The sequence below is a fragment of the Thermoanaerobacterium sp. CMT5567-10 genome, assembly GCF_030534315.2.
Classification (GTDB): domain Bacteria; phylum Bacillota; class Thermoanaerobacteria; order Thermoanaerobacterales; family Thermoanaerobacteraceae; genus Thermoanaerobacterium.
In genome coordinates this window covers 583,066-601,745 of the sequence record NZ_CP130558.2, presented here as the reverse complement: position 1 = coordinate 601,745, position 18,680 = coordinate 583,066, and the positions used below count along the sequence as shown (strand labels likewise).

Annotated in this window: 22 protein-coding genes and 1 pseudogene; 16 read left to right on the top strand and 7 right to left on the bottom strand. The window is 31.3% G+C overall.

Annotated features, from left to right (window positions below; all coding sequences use genetic code 11):
* Positions 1-2: 2 nt before the first annotated feature.
* The 15 genes from Q2T46_RS03220 (at position 3) to Q2T46_RS03150 (ending at position 11,001) form a co-directional block, all read left to right on the top strand.
* Complete coding sequence (locus Q2T46_RS03220) at positions 3-851, top strand: 4Fe-4S binding protein (protein ID WP_399388516.1); 849 nt, start codon at positions 3-5, stop codon at positions 849-851.
* 44 nt (positions 852-895) lie between these two features.
* Positions 896-1,054, top strand: a complete 159-nt coding sequence (locus Q2T46_RS03215) for a hypothetical protein (protein ID WP_303264289.1) — start codon at positions 896-898, stop codon at positions 1,052-1,054.
* 73 nt (positions 1,055-1,127) lie between these two features.
* Positions 1,128-1,508, top strand: a complete 381-nt coding sequence (locus Q2T46_RS03210) for a hypothetical protein (RefSeq protein ID WP_311062322.1) — start codon at positions 1,128-1,130, stop codon at positions 1,506-1,508.
* A 162-nt stretch (positions 1,509-1,670) separates the two neighbouring features.
* Positions 1,671-2,555, top strand: coding sequence for a MerR family transcriptional regulator (locus tag Q2T46_RS03205; RefSeq protein ID WP_303264291.1), 885 nt, complete (start codon positions 1,671-1,673; stop codon positions 2,553-2,555).
* 332 nt (positions 2,556-2,887) lie between these two features.
* Positions 2,888-3,100, top strand: a complete 213-nt coding sequence (locus Q2T46_RS03200) for a helix-turn-helix transcriptional regulator (RefSeq protein ID WP_303264292.1) — start codon at positions 2,888-2,890, stop codon at positions 3,098-3,100.
* A complete protein-coding gene (locus Q2T46_RS03195; RefSeq protein WP_303264293.1) occupies positions 3,090-3,509 on the top strand; it encodes a DUF2178 domain-containing protein in 420 nt (139 codons plus the stop codon). Before Q2T46_RS03200 ends, Q2T46_RS03195 begins: the two co-directional genes overlap by 11 nt.
* A gap of 157 nt (positions 3,510-3,666) precedes the next feature.
* Positions 3,667-3,906: a hypothetical protein gene (locus tag Q2T46_RS03190; protein ID WP_303264294.1), complete on the top strand. Its 240-nt coding sequence runs from the start codon at positions 3,667-3,669 to the stop codon at positions 3,904-3,906.
* Between the two features lie 375 nt (positions 3,907-4,281).
* Positions 4,282-4,656, top strand: coding sequence for a GntR family transcriptional regulator (locus tag Q2T46_RS03185; protein ID WP_096231806.1), 375 nt, complete (start codon positions 4,282-4,284; stop codon positions 4,654-4,656).
* Between the two features lies 1 nt (position 4,657).
* Positions 4,658-5,524, top strand: a complete 867-nt coding sequence (locus Q2T46_RS03180; protein WP_303264295.1) for an ABC transporter ATP-binding protein — start codon at positions 4,658-4,660, stop codon at positions 5,522-5,524.
* Positions 5,505-6,176: an ABC-2 transporter permease gene (locus tag Q2T46_RS03175; RefSeq protein ID WP_311062321.1), complete on the top strand. Its 672-nt coding sequence runs from the start codon at positions 5,505-5,507 to the stop codon at positions 6,174-6,176. The genes Q2T46_RS03180 and Q2T46_RS03175 overlap by 20 nt, the downstream gene beginning before the upstream one ends.
* A gap of 97 nt (positions 6,177-6,273) precedes the next feature.
* A complete protein-coding gene (locus Q2T46_RS03170) occupies positions 6,274-6,897 on the top strand; it encodes a TnsD family Tn7-like transposition protein (protein WP_311062404.1) in 624 nt (207 codons plus the stop codon).
* Between the two features lie 117 nt (positions 6,898-7,014).
* Entirely contained in the window at positions 7,015-7,998 is a 984-nt protein-coding gene (locus Q2T46_RS03165) for a hypothetical protein (RefSeq protein WP_303264297.1), read from the top strand.
* A gap of 17 nt (positions 7,999-8,015) precedes the next feature.
* Entirely contained in the window at positions 8,016-8,951 is a 936-nt protein-coding gene (locus tag Q2T46_RS03160) for an S-4TM family putative pore-forming effector (RefSeq protein WP_311062320.1), read from the top strand.
* A 51-nt stretch (positions 8,952-9,002) separates the two neighbouring features.
* Complete coding sequence (locus Q2T46_RS03155) at positions 9,003-9,968, top strand: hypothetical protein (RefSeq protein WP_303264299.1); 966 nt, start codon at positions 9,003-9,005, stop codon at positions 9,966-9,968.
* Between the two features lie 793 nt (positions 9,969-10,761).
* Positions 10,762-11,001: a hypothetical protein gene (locus Q2T46_RS03150; RefSeq protein WP_303264300.1), complete on the top strand. Its 240-nt coding sequence runs from the start codon at positions 10,762-10,764 to the stop codon at positions 10,999-11,001.
* 91 nt (positions 11,002-11,092) lie between these two features.
* Here Q2T46_RS03150 and Q2T46_RS03145 read toward each other — a convergent pair whose 3' ends face one another.
* Complete coding sequence (locus tag Q2T46_RS03145; RefSeq protein ID WP_303264301.1) at positions 11,093-12,073, bottom strand: hypothetical protein; 981 nt, start codon at positions 12,071-12,073, stop codon at positions 11,093-11,095.
* Between the two features lie 281 nt (positions 12,074-12,354).
* Between Q2T46_RS03145 and Q2T46_RS03140 the strand changes: the two are divergent.
* Positions 12,355-12,751: pseudogene (locus Q2T46_RS03140) on the top strand (UPF0236 family transposase-like protein); the annotation flags it as partial.
* Between the two features lie 344 nt (positions 12,752-13,095).
* On the opposite strand, the gene Q2T46_RS03135 reads toward Q2T46_RS03140, so the two are convergent.
* The 6 genes from Q2T46_RS03135 to Q2T46_RS03110 form a co-directional block, all read right to left on the bottom strand.
* Entirely contained in the window at positions 13,096-13,899 is an 804-nt protein-coding gene (locus Q2T46_RS03135) for an ExeA family protein (protein WP_013296615.1), read from the bottom strand.
* A 21-nt stretch (positions 13,900-13,920) separates the two neighbouring features.
* Entirely contained in the window at positions 13,921-14,343 is a 423-nt protein-coding gene (locus Q2T46_RS03130; RefSeq protein ID WP_303264302.1) for a Mu transposase C-terminal domain-containing protein, read from the bottom strand.
* Between the two features lie 176 nt (positions 14,344-14,519).
* Entirely contained in the window at positions 14,520-15,539 is a 1,020-nt protein-coding gene (locus Q2T46_RS03125; protein ID WP_303264303.1) for a site-specific integrase, read from the bottom strand.
* Positions 15,526-16,491, bottom strand: a complete 966-nt coding sequence (locus tag Q2T46_RS03120; protein ID WP_303264304.1) for a tyrosine-type recombinase/integrase — start codon at positions 16,489-16,491, stop codon at positions 15,526-15,528. The genes Q2T46_RS03125 and Q2T46_RS03120 overlap by 14 nt, the downstream gene beginning before the upstream one ends.
* The gene (locus Q2T46_RS03115; RefSeq protein ID WP_303264305.1) at positions 16,488-17,744 is read right to left on the bottom strand and encodes a site-specific integrase; all 1,257 of its coding nucleotides are present in this window, start codon (positions 17,742-17,744) and stop codon (positions 16,488-16,490) included. The genes Q2T46_RS03120 and Q2T46_RS03115 overlap by 4 nt, the downstream gene beginning before the upstream one ends.
* 113 nt (positions 17,745-17,857) lie before the next feature.
* On the bottom strand, positions 17,858-18,658 hold the full coding sequence (locus Q2T46_RS03110) for a DDE-type integrase/transposase/recombinase (RefSeq protein ID WP_303264306.1): 801 nt from the start codon (positions 18,656-18,658) through the stop codon (positions 17,858-17,860).
* Positions 18,659-18,680: the final 22 nt, after the last annotated feature.

Sequence of the window (18,680 nt, the reverse complement as noted above, 5' to 3'; positions counted from 1 at the left end):
AGATGTACAGTGAGGTGGACAGGTTGGGGAAATTTAAAATACCGATATATATGCTTCTGATATTTATTTGCATATCAATTGGGCTGTGGATTTGGTCTGATAATGTTTTCTATCTCTTCAATTTCATGTATATAGGCATCATTGTGTCTTTAGGTATCTTCTTGCTAATAAAAAAATACAAATATTCAAGACAGGTTGTGCAGTTTGGCGTGGGATTATATATGCTTGTCTATCTTGGGCTTATATGCCGTGAGAATATGCAGATTGAAGGTTTCTGGTACTACTTGTTCATGGGGGTATTTCAAGCAGCAGTAATACATTATGCTGTAGCCAAAATTATTGGCCCGCTGTTATTTGGAAGAGGATGGTGCGGATATGCCTGCTGGACGGCTGCAGTTTTAGATTTGCTGCCTTACAGGATGCCTGAAAATCCACGCATAAAAAAACTTTCCTTTATACGGTATATCATGTTTTCAGGTTCTATACTATTTGTAGGCGTTTTGTTTCTATTAAATAATCCTGGCATTGAAGTTGTAATGTTTTGGAGTTTTATTGCTGGGAATATCATATACTATGCAGTTGGAATAATAATGGCTTTAATACTGAAAGACAACAGGGCGTTTTGTAAATACATATGTCCTATAACCGTATTTTTAAAACCAGCAAGTTATTTTTCACTGCTCAGGGTAAAAGCAGACAGCAAAAAGTGTATTTCTTGCGGAAAATGCAAAAGAGTATGTCCCATGAATGTAGATATTTTAGACAGCAAAAGAAGCAGGGAAAATGGAACAGAGTGCATTTTATGCATGGAATGTGTGAAAAGTTGTCCTAAAGGCGCTGTTTACTTTTAAACAGGATAAAAAGGGTGTTAAATTAACCAGGGATAAGGGAAAATATGTTAACGATGAACCAGAAATTGTATTTTGAATATAAATTTGTACTAAAAAATAGTTTTTTAAAAAGAGTATTACAAGTAACAAGGAATATAGACAAAATGGCTAAATCAAGTGATATGCCAAACAAAGGTAAAGAATTAAAAAAGCAATTAAAATAAGCAGGAGTGGAAATGTCTGGGCAGTTAATAGAGTTAGGGAGCAGGATAGCATTTAAAATAATATTGTATAAAAATGGATTTAAGTAGAGGTGATACCGTGGCAAAACATGAGTTTGGAATAATAGATTCCTTTGAGGAAAACAAGTGGTATAGCGATTATGAACCTAAAAAATATAATTGTATTTCTGTCAATGATGATTTAATAGAAGAATTAATTAAAAAGTATAATGAAGAATTAATGGCAATAAAAACATATTTTCAGGTTACAACTCAGCCAGGAAACGGCTTGGATTATTATGGGGTAACGCTCATCCCGCCAAAGTCACTTATACAATTTAGAGATGTTATTATCAAGGCAAATAGTCAATATCAATCCCAAGAACTTCAAGCCCTTATTGAAATGATAACTGATGCGATAAAAAAGGATAAATATTTAATTCACTATGGAATATAAGCAGTATTTACTGATAAGATATTGAAAGTTGATAAAGCAAATGTGAGGATTTATCGGATAAAAAAGTACTCTGTACATTGCGTATATTTTTGAACTTTATACAAAATAGGTATTGACTATCACCTTAGGGATTAGCCTATGATAATTTATGAGGTGATATGAATGTTAATTAAAGATGTTTGTAAAAAATGTAAAATGACGAAAAAAGCAGTTGAATATTATGAGCAGCAGGGATTGATTTCTCCAATGATTGAGGATAACGGTTATCGAAATTATAGCGATAATGATATTTCTGTATTAAAAGAAATTGGAGTACTAAGGAAATTAGATATCAGCATTGCTGATATCAAGAATATTCTTGCAAGTACCAATAAAGCCACTGCTCTGGCAAAATGTAAATACAAGATGGATTTAGAAGTTGAAAAATCAATGGCTAAGAAAAAATGTTTAGAACAGTTGATGAAAGATTATAATATTGAGCAAGCAATTACCTATATTGAAGAAGACATTGAGAAGCATTTCACAATTAAAGAAAAACTGTTGCAAGCGTTTCCAGGAGGATATGGAATGTATTTGTGCGTACATTTTGGACAGTTTCTTAATGGGAGAATTGATACTGAGGAAAAAGAAAGGGCATATAATAAAATTGTTGATTATTTGGATAAAATTCAAGAAACAGAATTTCCCAAAGAACTGGAAGAATTTTTGCAGCAGGGTCTTGGACAGAAGGAAGAAGCAGATATGCAGAGAATTAATTCATCTATAATAGATTCAGTAAACAATATAGATATGTATTTAGAAGAAAATAAAGAAGATATTGAGAAATATTTAGAATTCAGAAACTCAGATGAATATAAAAAATCACCTGCCTGTAAAATACAGCAATTATTATTGAAATTTCAGCAAGAGAGCGGATATTACGATATATTTATTGAAAATTTAAAAATATTGAGCGACTCATATCGGGAGTTTTTTGAAAAACTCCAGGCTGCAAATAAAGTATTTGTAAATAAATATCCTCAATTAGATAATATTTATAAGGTATAGTTGTACAATAATAATCTTATGCCATACAAACTTATCAAAAATTAAAGAATTAATAAAAGTCACGGTAAAATAAGAGTAAAAACCTTATTAAAACCGTGGCTTGTTTTTTTGGAAACAGTTAGGTAAAAATGGTTAATGCGAGAAGATGCAAGGTTTTAGAGATATTAGGTTTTCCCATGATTTTTTTATGTGAATACAACAGTAGATACAATATTAATGGGGTATAAGAATATTTTCGTACAAAATGGAAAGCAAACTTGACATTTACAGTTACCCATGATAATATATCACATGTAAAGTATGCTTGACATTTTGCGGAGGTGGTAAATAATTTGAAAAACAGGCTTGAAGAATTCAGAAAACTGCATGGACTGACTCAAGAGGAACTTGCTGAAAAACTTAAAGTTTCAAGACAGACCATCGGTTCACTTGAAAACGGAAGGTATAATCCGTCAATATTACTGGCATTTAGAATTGCCAATTTATTTGGTGTTTCTATTGAAGAAATTTTTATATATGAGGAGGAAAATGATGATGAAAAATAAATCATTGAATTACTGTATGTTGGCATTAATAGGAATGATACTGTTTTTAATTGGAGTAATTTTGATGAAAAATAATGCAGAAAAATATATTTATGGATTGTTTATGGGTTTAGGGCTTGGAATCTTTATAATTTTTGGCCGAAAAGCAGAAGGGTGGGCTGTAGAGAAAAAATATCCTGATATAAAGCGACACATAGAAATTGAAATAAATGATGAAAGAAATACAATTATAAGGGACAAAGCAGGTTCTAAAACGAATCAGATAATGAATTATCTTTTGCTAATTTTAACAATTATCTTTAATTTTATGGATGTTAGTTTGTATGTTGTTCTTTCAATGGTTGCTTTAATAATAACTCAGGGAGTTTTATTTATCATATTTTCAAATCAGTATGAACAAAAACTGTAATTAATAATAGTTATAGTTTTGTAGCAATAGGTTCATTTCTATATAAGATTAAGTTTTTTAAAAAAATATATCATAATAATTCAGTGCAATTATGATAGTAATTCATACCCGCTAGTAGTATATTATAAATTAAATTATAGGAAGGAGTTTTTGAGAAATGAAATATGTTCTATTGACAACGATATTTTTAGTTGTATTAGGTTTGATTGTAGGTTTTATTATTCATGGATTAAAGAAGGGTGCTTCAGGTTTTAAAGTAATGCTTTTAGGAATAAATATAACTTTATTTGGAGGAATAATTGCATTTGACCCTAATTCTAATCTTGGTGGTATTGAATATTTAATAGCGCTTTCAGGCTTATTAATTTCTCTTATAGGTCTTGAGAAAAAGGATTAATTTCTATCAAGCGGTCTTTTTATATATTATATGGTGAAATAAGTAAGGAAGTATTAGTTTTATCTGGACATGTTCATGGCAGACAAGTAAATAAATATTTGTTTAAGAGATAGCAAAAGTGAAAATAATGGGATTATTTATAAATGAGCCTGTAAAATATAGGTGTTAAACACTTTATGGGTTCATTTTTTTATGTGGAAGTAACTATAGCAATAGGGCTGAGGTAAGGAAGGTAAGATTTTAAGATGGTTGGCAGTATGACATGATTTTTAATTTATCATTTGTATTGACAAAAATAACATAAGTGTATATGATGTATATATACACCATAATATTTATACATAGTTTATATGCGGGAGGGATAAGAGACCATAGATGAATATTATTATTTCTAACTCTTCACAGGAGCCGATTTATGAACAGATTGTCAAACAGATTAAAAATATGATTATCAGAGGAGAACTTGCAGAGAATGAGATGCTTCCTTCTATACGGAGTCTGGCCAAAGACCTGCAGATAAGTGTCATTACCACAAAAAAAGCATATGAAGAATTGGAGAATGACGGCTACATAGTAACAGTACAAGGCAAAGGTTCTTTCGTGGCGGCTCAAAACAAAGAACTGCTAAAAGAAATGCGCTTAAAAATTGTTGAAGAAAAATTGGCAGAAGCAGTTGATGCGGGCAGGTCTATTGAGTTGTCTCTCGAGGAAATGCAGAAAATGTTAAAAATACTTTATGAGGAGGTATAGCATGGCACCTGTTTTAGAAGTAAAGAATTTAAAAAAGAAGTTTAAAGATTTTACTTTAAAAAATATAAATTTTACTTTGGAAAAAGGATATATTATGGGTTTTATTGGCCCAAATGGGGCAGGAAAGAGTACAACCATAAAACTTATTATGAATTTGCTTAAAAAAGATGATGGGGAAATTAAAATATTTGGACTGGATAATATTAAGCATGAGAAAGAAGTGAAAAACAGAATCGGATTTGTATTTGATGAAAACTATTTTTATGAAGAACTAACTGTTATGGAAATGAAAAGAGTAATAGCCCCTTTCTACAAAAACTGGAATGATAGTTTATTCAATAAATACATTAAGGAGTTTTACCTGCCTTCTAAAAAAAAGATAAAGGAATTATCCAAAGGAATGAAAATGAAATTTTCCATTGCCGTTGCATTATCGCATGATGCAGAGTTGCTAATAATGGATGAGCCAACTTCAGGGCTTGACCCCATTATACGGAGTGAACTGTTGGATATACTAACCTTGCTTATACAAGATGAAAATAAGAGCGTATTTTTCTCAACCCATATTACATCCGACCTGGATAAGATAGCGGATTACATAACATTTATCAACAATGGAAGTATTGTGTTTTCTTGTCCCAAAGATGATATCCTTGAAAAGCACGGATTGGTCAAAGGACCAAAAGAAATACTTAATGCCGATGTAAGGAAGTATTTTATTGGAATAAAAGAAAACCAGTTTGGATTTGAGGGACTTACAGAAAACAGGCAGCAGGTAAAAAGGATGCTAAGAGACAGGATTATTATTGATAAACCGTCTCTTGATGATATAATGCTCTATTATGCAAGTGGGGTACAAAGTGTTTAATCTAATTCTAAAAGATATATTAATACAAAAAAGGACTTTCCTTTTGGGGATAGTCTATATATTGATTATGATATTGTCTTTTCAACAATCTGGAAGTCCTATGTTTTCAGCAAGTGTTACTGCGTTTTCATATATTATGGTTCAGTCGGCCTGTGCTTATGATGACAAAAATAAATCAGATATTCTATTAAACAGCCTGCCGTTAAACAGAAATACTATAGTAATTGCAAGATATATTTCAACATTTATTTTTGCAGCAATTGCGGTTGTATATTATATTTTACTCACAGGTATCATAAAAATATTGGAACTGCCTTTTAAAGTATATCCTGTATCGCTTGAAGGCATTATAGGAACTCTATTTGCTTTAATTTTAGTTAGTGGGATATATTTTCCTATATTTTTTAAAGTGGGATACATAAAATCTAAAATTGTTAATTTTGTTTTATTTTTTGGGGTATTCATTGGAGGCGGAATACTTTTGCCTGAATTGATAGAAAATAAAAACAAAGCATTTATTCAAGGGGCTATTCAGTTTTTAAGCAACCAATCGGATATGCAGATAGCAGTTGAAATATTTGCTATAATGATTTTGTTACTTATTATCTCATATGTGTTTTCTTTGAAATTCTATCGAAAAAGGGAGTTCTAATCTGTAAAAAATTATATTTTTGTATTAAAATCTTTATTTAGTCTGTAGTGGGATATGACCATATAAAATAATATCTTTTTTTAAATGAGCCTGTAAAATATATCACTATAACGCTATTACAGGCTTTGAAAGTTTAGTCAATTATTCTAAAGGGGCTTCTGGTAATGATTACAATAAAAGGGATATCTATAGAAATGAATGGTTAAGTTTACTAAAGAATAATCCAGGCAAAGGGAAAACAGAATTGCGCCAAATGGATAAGGTTTTATTTACATGGCTCTACAGAAACGACAGGGAATGGCTAAACAACAACTCTCCTGCTAAAAAGAGAGTAAACAATGGGTATATTCGAGTAGACTGGGATAGTAGAGATAAAGAGATACTACCCAAGGTGGAAGGCGTAGTAAAAGACATGTTAAACTCAAAAGAGAAGCCTGAGCGAATTAGCATAAGTAGGATAGGGGGCAAACTAGGAATTAGGGCTTTATTGGAAAAGCATTTGGACAAACTTCCGAGAACGAGGGCTTACTTAGATTCTGTTAAAGAAAGCGATAAAGATTTCAGGATTAGACGGATAAAGTGGGCTATCCAAGAGTTAGAAAAAGAGGGACAAGAGTTGAAAGAATGGAGAATACTTAGGAAGGCTGGAATTAGGAAGGAGTATGTTAATAGTATTATTGATGATATAAAAATAAGTTTGATAAAATTCAACCAGTTCTAATAAAACCTGACATTCTTAGAAGGGAAAATAGAGATAAGTATAGAATAATAAAATAGGTATATTTTTTGATTGGAAGGTAGTATTCTACATACCTTTTGATTTAAGGGGGTTAAGTACATGTCTATTAATAGCGAGTTTAATAGATATATAAAAGAATATTTGGCTTTGTCACAGAAGGATATTACTACAAAAGTCAAAAGTAGAGAATGGCTTATAAACAATATAATTCGAAAAATAAAGGAAAAATCAGATTGTCCACAATTATATAAAGAAAATGGTCAAAAATATTTAACTTTTGGAAGTTATTTTAAAGGAACAAAAGTTTCAGACGTCGATGAATTTGATATTATGCTTATTGTTGATTCGAATGGTGGGGTGTTTAAGCAAGGAGGTATTCAAACGGGCGAAGGAATTGGTATTATAGACCCTAACCCTAAATACTTTCAAAAATATAGGAAAGACAACGACCCTGAATCTGTAAGCCCAAGGAAGATAATGAATTGGTTAAAGGATATTATTGATGAAGTATTAGAACCTTATGGTTGTGAACCAGGTGAGAAAAACGGACAAGCAATTACAGCATATATTAAAAGTAAGGATATCTCCATTGACTTTGTTCCTGGAGGTATTTTTAGAAAAGTTGGCTCTAACGAGATATTTTACACGATACCAAAAGGGGATGCAGATGGGGGATGGATTATAACAAATCCAAGAGTTGATAAGGAAATTGTTAATCAAACTGGCTCAAAGTATAAACAATTTAAAAATAGTATTAGACTATTTAAATATATTTTTAAAGAAAGTTATAACGTAAAGATATCATCTTATGCGGTTGAATCAGCCCATATAGACTTTGAAAGAAAAAACTATTTCTATGATGATTATAAATATGATTTTATCAATATTTTGAATCATTTTATAACGCTTGTACAAAATAAAAAAATTCCTGATATGAGGGATAACAGTATTAATCTTATATCAGACATTAACTATGATGCATGCTTGCAGAAATTAAATAGAATTAAGGAAAGATTTCTTGATTTAGATGAGAATAGTGTCATATTAAAAACTGATGTCGATGCTTTTTTAAGAAATGAGTAAACTGGCTGGTGATATATTTGAATGATATTAATGTAAAACAAAATAAGGAAGAAATTTTATTATATTTTTTTACTCAAAGGAAGTTATACTCAAAAGCAAAAAAAATTAATCTACTGCTATTTTGGATAGGAGTTGCAATTTACATATTAGGACTTTTACCTATTGTTAAAAGTAAATTTGATTATTATTATAATGTAGCAACTGTAGCATGGATAGTAATATCCCAAATCCTTAATGATAGAAGTGTATCGACAAAGTTGATGGCTGCTGAATATCAAGAATATATTGATAGAAGTTTGTTTGAGTTTCCAATAAATAACGATATTATAAGTAATCTAGATAAGTTAAGAAGATGCGCAATAGATTTAAAAATAAAACACAATAAAGAATTTAATGAAAAAGTTAAACCTAATGCCAAAGAAACTGTTTATAATTGGTATAGCGATGTATCAAATTTACCTATTGAAATTGCAAGGATATTTTGTCAAAATGAAAACTGCCATTGGGAAAATAAACTTAGAAGAGATTACAATAAGATATTATATTTTCTCATTATCACTGCAGTAAGTACATATGTTTATTTGTTAGTAAAGTATTATTCTGGACATGCAATTTTTAATTTAATATATGCTGTACCAATAAGTATTGAAATTATAAAGTTAATAAAGCATAATAATGCTATAGTAAAAATTTGTGATGAATTAGAAGATAGAATGAATAGGGTTTATACATACATTTCTGAGAAATTAGAAGATATGGATAATCAGTACCTTTATAATGAATCAATTGCTATACAAAGAAAAATATTTGAATACAGAAAAACCAATATTCCTATACCTAATTTTTTATATAACTTTTTGAGGAAAAGGTATCAAAAAGAATCGAATCAATTCATTAAGATGTTAAAGGACGAAATTTTAGAAAAGTATAAAAGTATTGTTATAGAAGATTAACTTGTTTTTTATAAAAAATATTTTAACTAATTTAGGTCTTGGAGGGATAAGGTGAATTTAAAGGATATACCCAAAAAACTATTAGGTCCTGAATATTATATGGAATATGAAAATAAAGATGTCAGGTTAAGCGTGAGTAAGATTAATGATTTTATTGAAACTTTAGGAGACTCAGCAGTATCACTTATATATTCCAACAAGGAAGAATATCATAATGTAGATAATAGATTATTAAACATAATTAGAAGAATACATACAAGACATGCTATTATTGATTTAAATAACTGCTTTGATATTTTACTCCAAGTACCTTGGTTTCATTATAGAATCTGGAAGGAATACAATACTGGCGGAAAGTACTGTAACTCGAAAACTCATAAAAGAAAATATGATATTATTAGAAATAGTAAAGGATGGGTAAATAAGGCTGAAAAAAGTTGTGATTATGATAAAGTTTTAAAATATCTTAATGATTGTGAAGATATTAAACTTAAATCGTTGGCTAATAGTTTTGAAAACTTTAATAAAGAGTTTAGGTTCAATGAACATAAATCTTATACAGTTAGAGAATTAGCAAATCAATTAAAACATAGACATAACATTAAGTTAAGGGAATTTTATGAACCTTACAACTTCAATTTAAATATGAATGGAGTAAATGTTAATTTAAAAGAAAGAAATCTTGGGGCTGAAATATGTACTAATTTTTATGATGAGGAAACTGGGAATGATTGTGGGAAAATTATTTTGAAATATAAAGATGATTTAATAGTCGATATAGAGTATTTATCAGGGGAGAAATTTTATGGCAAAGACTTATTAGATTTAACAGCCCTTTGCAGTATAGATGAAGTAATAGAAGAAATGATTGATTATTATAACCATATAATTGATGTTTATAATCAACTATATAATGTTGTAAAAGATGATATATTAATGAATCCTGTTATGAAAAAACCAGAAGTTAGGACAACCCGTGAGTATAATTTAGATGAATTTTTTAAGAATATCAAATGAACATCTATCAACAAATAAAAAACCTTGCTCCTTATCCCTTTTTACATATCCCTACTATGTATACCCCAAAAAAACTCGTGTCACGAATAAAAAAGTCGTGTTAAAAATAAAAGAGTCATGTTAAAAGTCATGGTGAAAATAGGGTAGAAAACCTTATTGGAGCCATGATTTTTTGTTAGGATTATTAGGGTTAAGGAGTAAGGGATAAGAATAAAGTATTGATTTTAAAGGATTTGAAGGGAGTATTGATAAAAGATATTGATTAAAACTTTTCCCTTTTCCCTTGAACCTTATCCCTATTCTTGACACGACTTTTTTATCTAAAATGAGAGGGAAAATAGGAAAATATTAGGCGATAAATACATGAGAATAGGGCGATTTTTGACATGACTTTTTTATCTGGAAAGAAATAGGAAAATAGGTTCAAGGCGAGAAGGGATAAGGGGTTGAGGGGGGTGGGGTTTTGACATGAGTTTTTTATGTGTATACAATATTACTGCTTCACGGAAAAACTTTATTACCTCCCAGAAAATGCCATGTAGATTTTATGCGGGTTTGAGCGATGGGAAATGGAAAGGGTTTTTTTTAAATTAACATAGTTAGGGGCAAGGAAAAAGGAGATAAGGATCAAGTTTAGAAATTGTTTTTAGCGGAGGTTTTTCCGTGAAAAATAAAGTCGTTCCAAAAAGGGAAAAAGTTTTTCCAAATAACTAAAAAAAGCTTTAACGATATCTTTACAAGGATAATGAGTCTTTGATATATTCAGTTAAGTTGTGGTAAGGAGGGATTATAATTGCCAAGAAAAATAATTTTTGCCGAGGACTGCTTGAGAGAAAGCGGGTTTTCAGATGAACAGACTATAAAACAATGGGTGAAAAATATTATTAATAAATCAGTTGACTACATAAATAAGATTACTGATGGGTCTAAAGGTGTGATTGTTGATGAGGAGCATAGAATATTTATAAAATTTTATGTTGCAGGAAAAGCCATATTAATAGATGAGATAAGAGAAGAAGTTTGTATTGTATAATAATTTTTATATGGGAGATTTTAGCCTATAATAAGTAATTTATTGCTTTCTTAATGTAAAGAAAAATGATTTTGTTTATAAGAGTAATATTTTAAAAATCAAATATGGATAATTGTCCGTTTATTTTTCTTTCTATTGGTAATTCTCTATTAGTATAGAATTGATTTAACTTTTTATATCTGTATTCAAGGCTTTGTTCATCCATACCTTTTAAATCTTCCTTGGGGAAAAACTGTACCATTTGTCTTTTATAGTAGTTATATCTGCTGTTAGGGTTATTAGGATTTTTAATAATTCGACTTATAATAGGAAAAGCACTAACTGTTAGAGAATATTTATTTTTACTGGTCGCATTTAAATGAAGACTATTTGCAAAACATCCAAGAATTATATCAATAAATTGGATAAACTGTGAATGCACAGGATCTCCGTCGGGTTTGCGGTGGTCGGAATTAATGAATTTTATATGGTTGTTGGCAAAATAAATTTTATCTTCTTCGGATTGTAACTTATAAATAGAGTGCCATGGGAAATATTCATGGTATTCAGCATTGCCTTTATCATGAAAAATATTTTTGACGATTATGTTATCATAATCTCTAAAATAAGTTTTCAAAGCCCTTTTTAGTGCAGTTCTAAAAAATCTATTGTAAATAGTTGAGTGTTTATCTTTTTGTTTTTTGGGGCCGAATTTATCCAGATCTAATTTTGTAAGGTTAATACCGAGTATGTAAAAGTAGATATTTTCCCTGTCGTCAAGCCAATACTTTACCCAATTGGAAGCTATCTTATATTTTATTGAATCATCCGTGTTTTGATAATGGATTTCTGTATTATTTAAATTGTGGTAAGGACAAGGCTCTGAGCAACTACCCCACGGTTTAGGTGGTTGTGAAAGACACCGTAAGTTTATCAAATCTTTGTAGAGCTTATCAGATATAAATTCTGGTACAATAAGCATTCCTATATATGTCCATTTTTCAAAAGTGTTAATAAAAGGTATTTTAAGAGGGTATTCTTTTATTTCATCACAGTATAAATTGAGTATAATACTTTTTTTATCTGTTTCCATATATATCCTTCCTTTTGAATTATTCACCATAATTATAACATTAAAGGGCAAAAAAATAGCAGCTAAAAATTGATTAAGAAAAAGGGAATAAGTGCTACGCCAGTAAAGACTTGCACACCTATTCCCTACATCCTTAAGCAGTATCTGCTTAATTATTGCCACTTCGACTTGTTTTACATAGTGTAAAATTATCGTAGGATATTTTAAATAAAAAAACAAGAGACAACCCCTGTGATAAAATAGAATTTGGAAACAAAATATCACAGAAAGGGGTGTCTCTTGTGAAAAAAAATAGTTTTGAAGATATTATACTACAAAATGCTCTAAATTTCACTAAGGAAGTAGTAAAAATTTTTAGTGATTTACTAAACAAAGGGATGAATATTACAGAACTTGTAGCAAGAATGAAAGAGACAACAGACAAACTGGGCAGAGAATCCATCGATAGGAGCAATAATTGAAGAATTAGATAAGATAATAAAAGAAGATAAGAGAAGGAAAGAAAAATGGGTAGTTGAGAGGAAAGACAAAAAGAGATTAACAACAATCCTTGGGGATATTGAATATGAGAGGATATATTACAAATCTAAAGAAGATGAAAGATATACATATTTAGTAGATGATGCATTAGAGATAGGGCGGCATGATAGGATAGAAAAAGGAGTAAAGATAAAATTAGGTGTTAAACAGCAAGATATCACATCCTGAAAAATAGAGATTAAATAAGCTGACTTATCCTAAAAAGTATAAAGATTAAACAATCACTAAACATTGTTTTTACTCAAAAATTCACATTATACAATCACAAGATTGTATAATTCTAAAATCATATACATATGTCTTCAAGTATATCCATTTTTGGGTTTTACGCTTTTTGGGTAAATGCCATCTTGAATGTACCTTCTCCCCCGGATTGAACCGGTAGAAAGTTGTTTTATGGCACCAACCCTCTCCGAAGTGCTCAGGTTGCACCCCTGCATTTCCCTATCCCCTCGGAGAAGAAGATACATTCATATATACAATTATTCTGTAATATTTATATCACTTTGAGCTCTAAATACTAGCTCACCATTTATAGTTTTTTGACTTTCTTTAGCTCCTAATATCATTGACATTTCTGCAAGTAAATTAATTTTTCTTAAATATCCATTTGTGCTTGAATATATTAATTCAATTGCGTCATCAGTAAATATTGTTTCATTGCATCCTGCACATTTTAATCTGGATGTTATATATTCTTTTGTTTCATCTTTGTTTAAACCCTTAAATGAATAATTTAAAACTATTCGCTGCCTTAATGCTTCATGTGCTTGTCTATTCAACTGTATAATTAATTGTGTTTGTCCTGATAATATAAGTAATGCATAATTTTTTGTGTCCATGTCAAAATTAAATATAATGCGCAAATCATCAAGGATTGAGTTGCTTATAAACTGGGCCTCATCAACGATGATAACGGGAGTTATGTTCTTTGAATGATAACTTAATATTACATCTTGTATCTGGCGAAACATATCACATTTTCTATGCTTCGGTATTAATCCTAGACCGTCGGATAAATACCTGTAAAAATCCATAACGGTAAGTGTTGATATTGGTATGTACACAACCTTGTACATATTAGGATTTAAAGAAGTTACAAAACATTTTAGTGTATATGACTTACCAGATCCAGGATCTCCTGTTATTAACCCAAATCCTTTTTTATCTTTTAAAAATTCTAATCTGCTCATTGCTTGTATATAATCCTGTGATTTGTAGTGATATTTCACATCACAGTCTTTAGAAAATGGATTAAATGTTAATCCATAATATACATTGAACATTGTTTTTCCTTCTTTCTTCATTTACAAAGAAAAGTCTATTTCTTTTCTTCTTATCTTAGAATTATCAATTTTGTTTACTGGATGTATTGTTTGTAAGAGTTTACCGTCTTCGCTAAAAATATATGCTTTATCAAGTGATTTTGGATAATATCGTATATTTACATAATCTCCGATATATTGCATTGGTACTTCAAATTTAATTTTTTCTATTGATACTGTGGCATCTTTAATTACACGCCTTTTGACTCTATAGAGAAATATGTTATCAAGATCTTCCTTAGAATTTATGAATTTCATCGTGTCTGTGTATTTAATGAATTTCTCTATAGGCTTCATATTTATTGATGAATGTACTGTTTGATGATATATTCCTTCAATATATTTATTCAAGTTCTCATTCAATTCGTCTATGGAAGATATTTTCTGCCAATCAAATCCATACATCCATTGATCTTTTAATGTCCTAAAAAACCTTTCAATTTTTCCTTTTTTATGTGAAGCTTCACATAAAAAAGGTTATGCTAAGTATATGATAATGTAAAGTAATATCGTGAAATATAGTATTAACGCTACATTCTTAGTGAATTTACTTTACATTATCATAACAATACAAAAGACGCTCAACGATTGAAGTTTTTCAACCATTCCAGAAGATTGTTGTTGGTCTGCCAAATAGGTAACTCTATCGGTGTTACATCGGTATATGCTCGCTCAATAGCTTCACGCTTTTGTTTGGAATCGGCACGGGCATATATTTCCGTTGTCTGTACAGAAGAATGGCCAAGAATGTCACGAATATATACTAAATTAACCCCCGCTTGCAGCAAATGCATTGCTTTGCTGTGACGAAGGCAATGACAGGTAAACTTTTCTGGAACCAAAGCATTGTTCATATTTCGAGCCATTTTTACGTATTTATCAAGAATATATCCGATGCCAGCCCGTGTAAGCTTCTCTTTTCGTCTATTAAAGAAGAGGGGGTATTGACCAGCAGCAGGAGTCAAAAGTCTTTCTTCTTCCATATACCTTTTCAGGATATGTGTTTCTTTTTCCATTAAAGGTACAATTCTGGCTTTGTTACCTTTACCGGTCAGTTTTATCGTACAAGGATGTTCAAAGCGAATGCATGAAGGAATGAGATCAACAATTTCTTGTACACGTGCGCCGGTATCATACATCAACGATATCAATGCAAGGTCTCGCCTTCCATCTCGAGTACTTACATCTGGCATTTCTAGTAGAAGTTTAATACCATCAACCGTCATGTATGTCATAATTCCCTTTTCACATTTTTTAATCGGAATAGACAAAATCCTCTGCCACTCCAAAAGGTAGTCTGGATTCTCATATTGTAAATATTTAAAAAACGAATGTAATGCTGCTAAACGTACGTTTCTGGTAGATGTGCTACAGTTTCTTTCAATCTCAATCCAATCAAGAAATTCTTCGATGATCTCTTTCTTTATCTTAACCAAAGTTATCTTTTCAACTGCAACATGCTTTTTATCCCGCATGAATTCCAGAAGTAACGTAAATGTATCTCGGTATGATGAAATTGTATTTACACTGGCACCGGTTTCGTTAGGTAGGTATTTGGTTAAAAACCCAGTCAGGTAGTAAGCAAAATCATTCGGTTTCATAGTTATTCACCTCCGGAAAAACATAGGAACAGATGCTGTTCATTTTATTCAGTATTCCTGGGTACATATTAGCTGTCAGACGCACATATTTGTCAGTAGCCTCAAGGGAATTGTGTCCTAGATATTTTGAAATGATAGGCAATGAATAATATAGATCTAGGCCATTTTCTGCCATAGCAGCCAATGTATGTACACTGAAACTATGCCGCAAATCATGAACACGCGGGCCTTTACCCTTACCTCCATGTGATATCCCAGCATGGTAAAGAATTCTGCGGAACCACCTATATACAGAATCGCTAGAGCATTGATCGCCATCCTTTTTCACAAAAAAATACTCGCTTGTGAATTGAAGCTGTTTCCGGTATTGCATGTATTTCTTCAATGCATCTGCAACAGAATCGGTAAATGGTAGTATGCGATCACAGTCGTTTTTTGTCTTCCGTATAACTATGTACTGCTCTTCTAGATTAACATCATCACATTTAAGAAAGAGTGCTTCATTTACACGAAGACCACATCCGTAGATAAGACGGAAAACTGCAGGAAGAGTTTGCGTGATTACTGAGTATCCTGTAATTGGAAGACTATCACAAGCATAGAAAAATTTCTGTATCTCAGCTTTAGTGAAAATGTATGGAACGAACGTAGATTGATGTTTAGCATTGTGAACAGAAACATACGACTTGTAACCGAGGCTATTAAGATATATAGAAAAGTTCCTGATGTCGTTTATCCTTTTGTAGCAGTTAACTTCAGTCTCGTTCGGTCTTCTGGTTCCCCACAGATCACAAAGCTCTTTGGTCAGACCAACAGTACTGCATTCTTGCTCCAATGTGAAACTGTCAAAATCCTTAAAAAGGTATTCCATCGAAAAGCAATAACCTAAGCTACGTTTGAATTCAATATAATCCTTGATATAAGGCGCATAAATTCCACAGAATTCTATCATTTAGATACCTCCGTTCCATAAAAGCTCTTGTTTAGTGGTGGCACTTCCAAGGCACACTGACGAAGTGCCGGCATATCAATTCTTAGATAAGATTTAGTGCTTTCTGTGCTTTCATGGCCTAAAACTTCTGAAATTACTGGAAGAGGTGTCTTTTTTTCAAGTAGAATTCCTGCAAGGCTGTGACGTAAAGCATGAAGGCCATGCTTTTTAATGGAAATATTTTTAATTCCGGCTTTATTCAGATAGGTACTTACTATGCTGTGAAGTGTAGGCTCAGCCAATCTATCATAAGGTGGATACAATTTTAAGAATATAAAAGGTGAGTCAGAAATAGGCCTACCATACTTCATATAATCAATAATTGCATTTCCAACTTCCTGAAGAATAGGTAGCTCTATTCGCTTCTTAGTTTTCTGTTGAATCAAAACAATAAGGTTTTGATCCCATATGATGTTTGCAAACTTGAGTCCGCAAATGTCTGAAGCTCTAAGCCCTAATCTGGCAGCCAAAAGTAACATTACATAGTCGCGTTTCCCCTTAGGATTACCGCGATCAACGGATGCCAGCAAATGCTCCACTTCTTCTTTAGTATAGCTTGTAGGAAGCTTAGCCTCCTTTCTGTAGCCATCCTTTGAAATCAGATAGGAGAGATCTTTTCCAAAAAGATGCTCATTATAAAGATACCGCAGAAATACTCGTAAAGCGCATAATGTACAATGAATGGTTGCTTTTGAATAAAAGCCAAGACTATTTACAAAGGAAATTAGCACTTGTTGATTCAATTCAGAAATGGTTTGGACTCCTTGACGTCTTAAATGCTCATAGAATCGCGATAAGTAGATCAAGCTGCCGGCAATAGTATCTTCAGAAAAGTTCCTCTTTCTACGATATTCCACAAATTTATAGATGGTATCACCAATTTCCCCAGTCAGTTCATATTTCTGCCGTTTAATTCTGTATGAAATTGCTCCAGTTGTCTTATGCTGAAGTAATGCTGTAGCAACCCTAATATAATCCTTTTCTAAGCGACTGATTGAATCATATTTTCGTCCATCGAGTATTGCATCGATATATTTATTGCATATATCAGCTGAATATGCTGTTGCCTGATACTGTTTGATGAACTCGGAAATCTGATTAATTCCCCTTTCATATAAGTTAATTCGTGATTGTGAAAATGGAATCTGTCGCAGATATAGCAAAAACTCTGTTGCTGATTTTTCAAACGAAATTATTTGTTTTGTTTCATTCATTTGAATTCCCCCTATTTTTAATTTGGCTGTCGCCAATATCAACTATAGAGGAATGATAATGTAAAGTAAAGCTTTATATTTTTCTTTATATATGCTGTGTTTATCGTATTACTTTACATTATCATATACTTAGCATAACCTTTTGATTCTGGCGAATACGGTTCAGCATAACATAAAGACGTTCCCAATGATGCACATATTAAATGCAATTGTTCGCTTTGGAATACTTTGCCGTTATCAACAAATAGTTTTTTAGGAACACCTCTTTTCGAAATGGCTTTTTTGAACGCATCAATAAGTGATATTACATTATCTGTATCATAAAATTCTGCATGTGTTATTAACCTTGATGAATCATCTAGAAAAGCAATAAGGTATGTTTTAATCTTCTTGTCGTTGATAACTAAGTATGGACCCATGGATATGTCAGATTGCCAGCAGTCATTAGGATACTCCATTTCAAAAGCTCTCCTGTCTTTTGTGTTTAATGCTGATGTAGATATTTTAGTTTTTCGAAGATATCTTTGAACTGTAGATAAGGATACTTTATCAAGCTCAATAAACTTTTTAACCAAAAGTTCCTGATAGATTGATTTAGCTGATCTTCTTGGATTATCAAGTTTTAGATTCTTAATATAGGCTTTAACATCATCAGTTAAAACTCTTGAAGCACCTTTGTCGCATCTACTTTTAGGATATAAACCTTCAAATCCATATTTTCTGTAACAGTAAAGCCATGTCTTAATTGTATTAGGAGAGAATTCTCTTTTACCTAATGAAGGCACATCATAAACTTTAGAAGTAATAACCTCCATATATTCTTTTGCAGTTTCCTGAGTGTAATTTTCATTGATAAGCGGTGCTATCAAAGAAAATTTAAAGTAAGCAATTTTTTGTTTAACATCATTATCCATGCCTAAAAACATCCTCGATTTA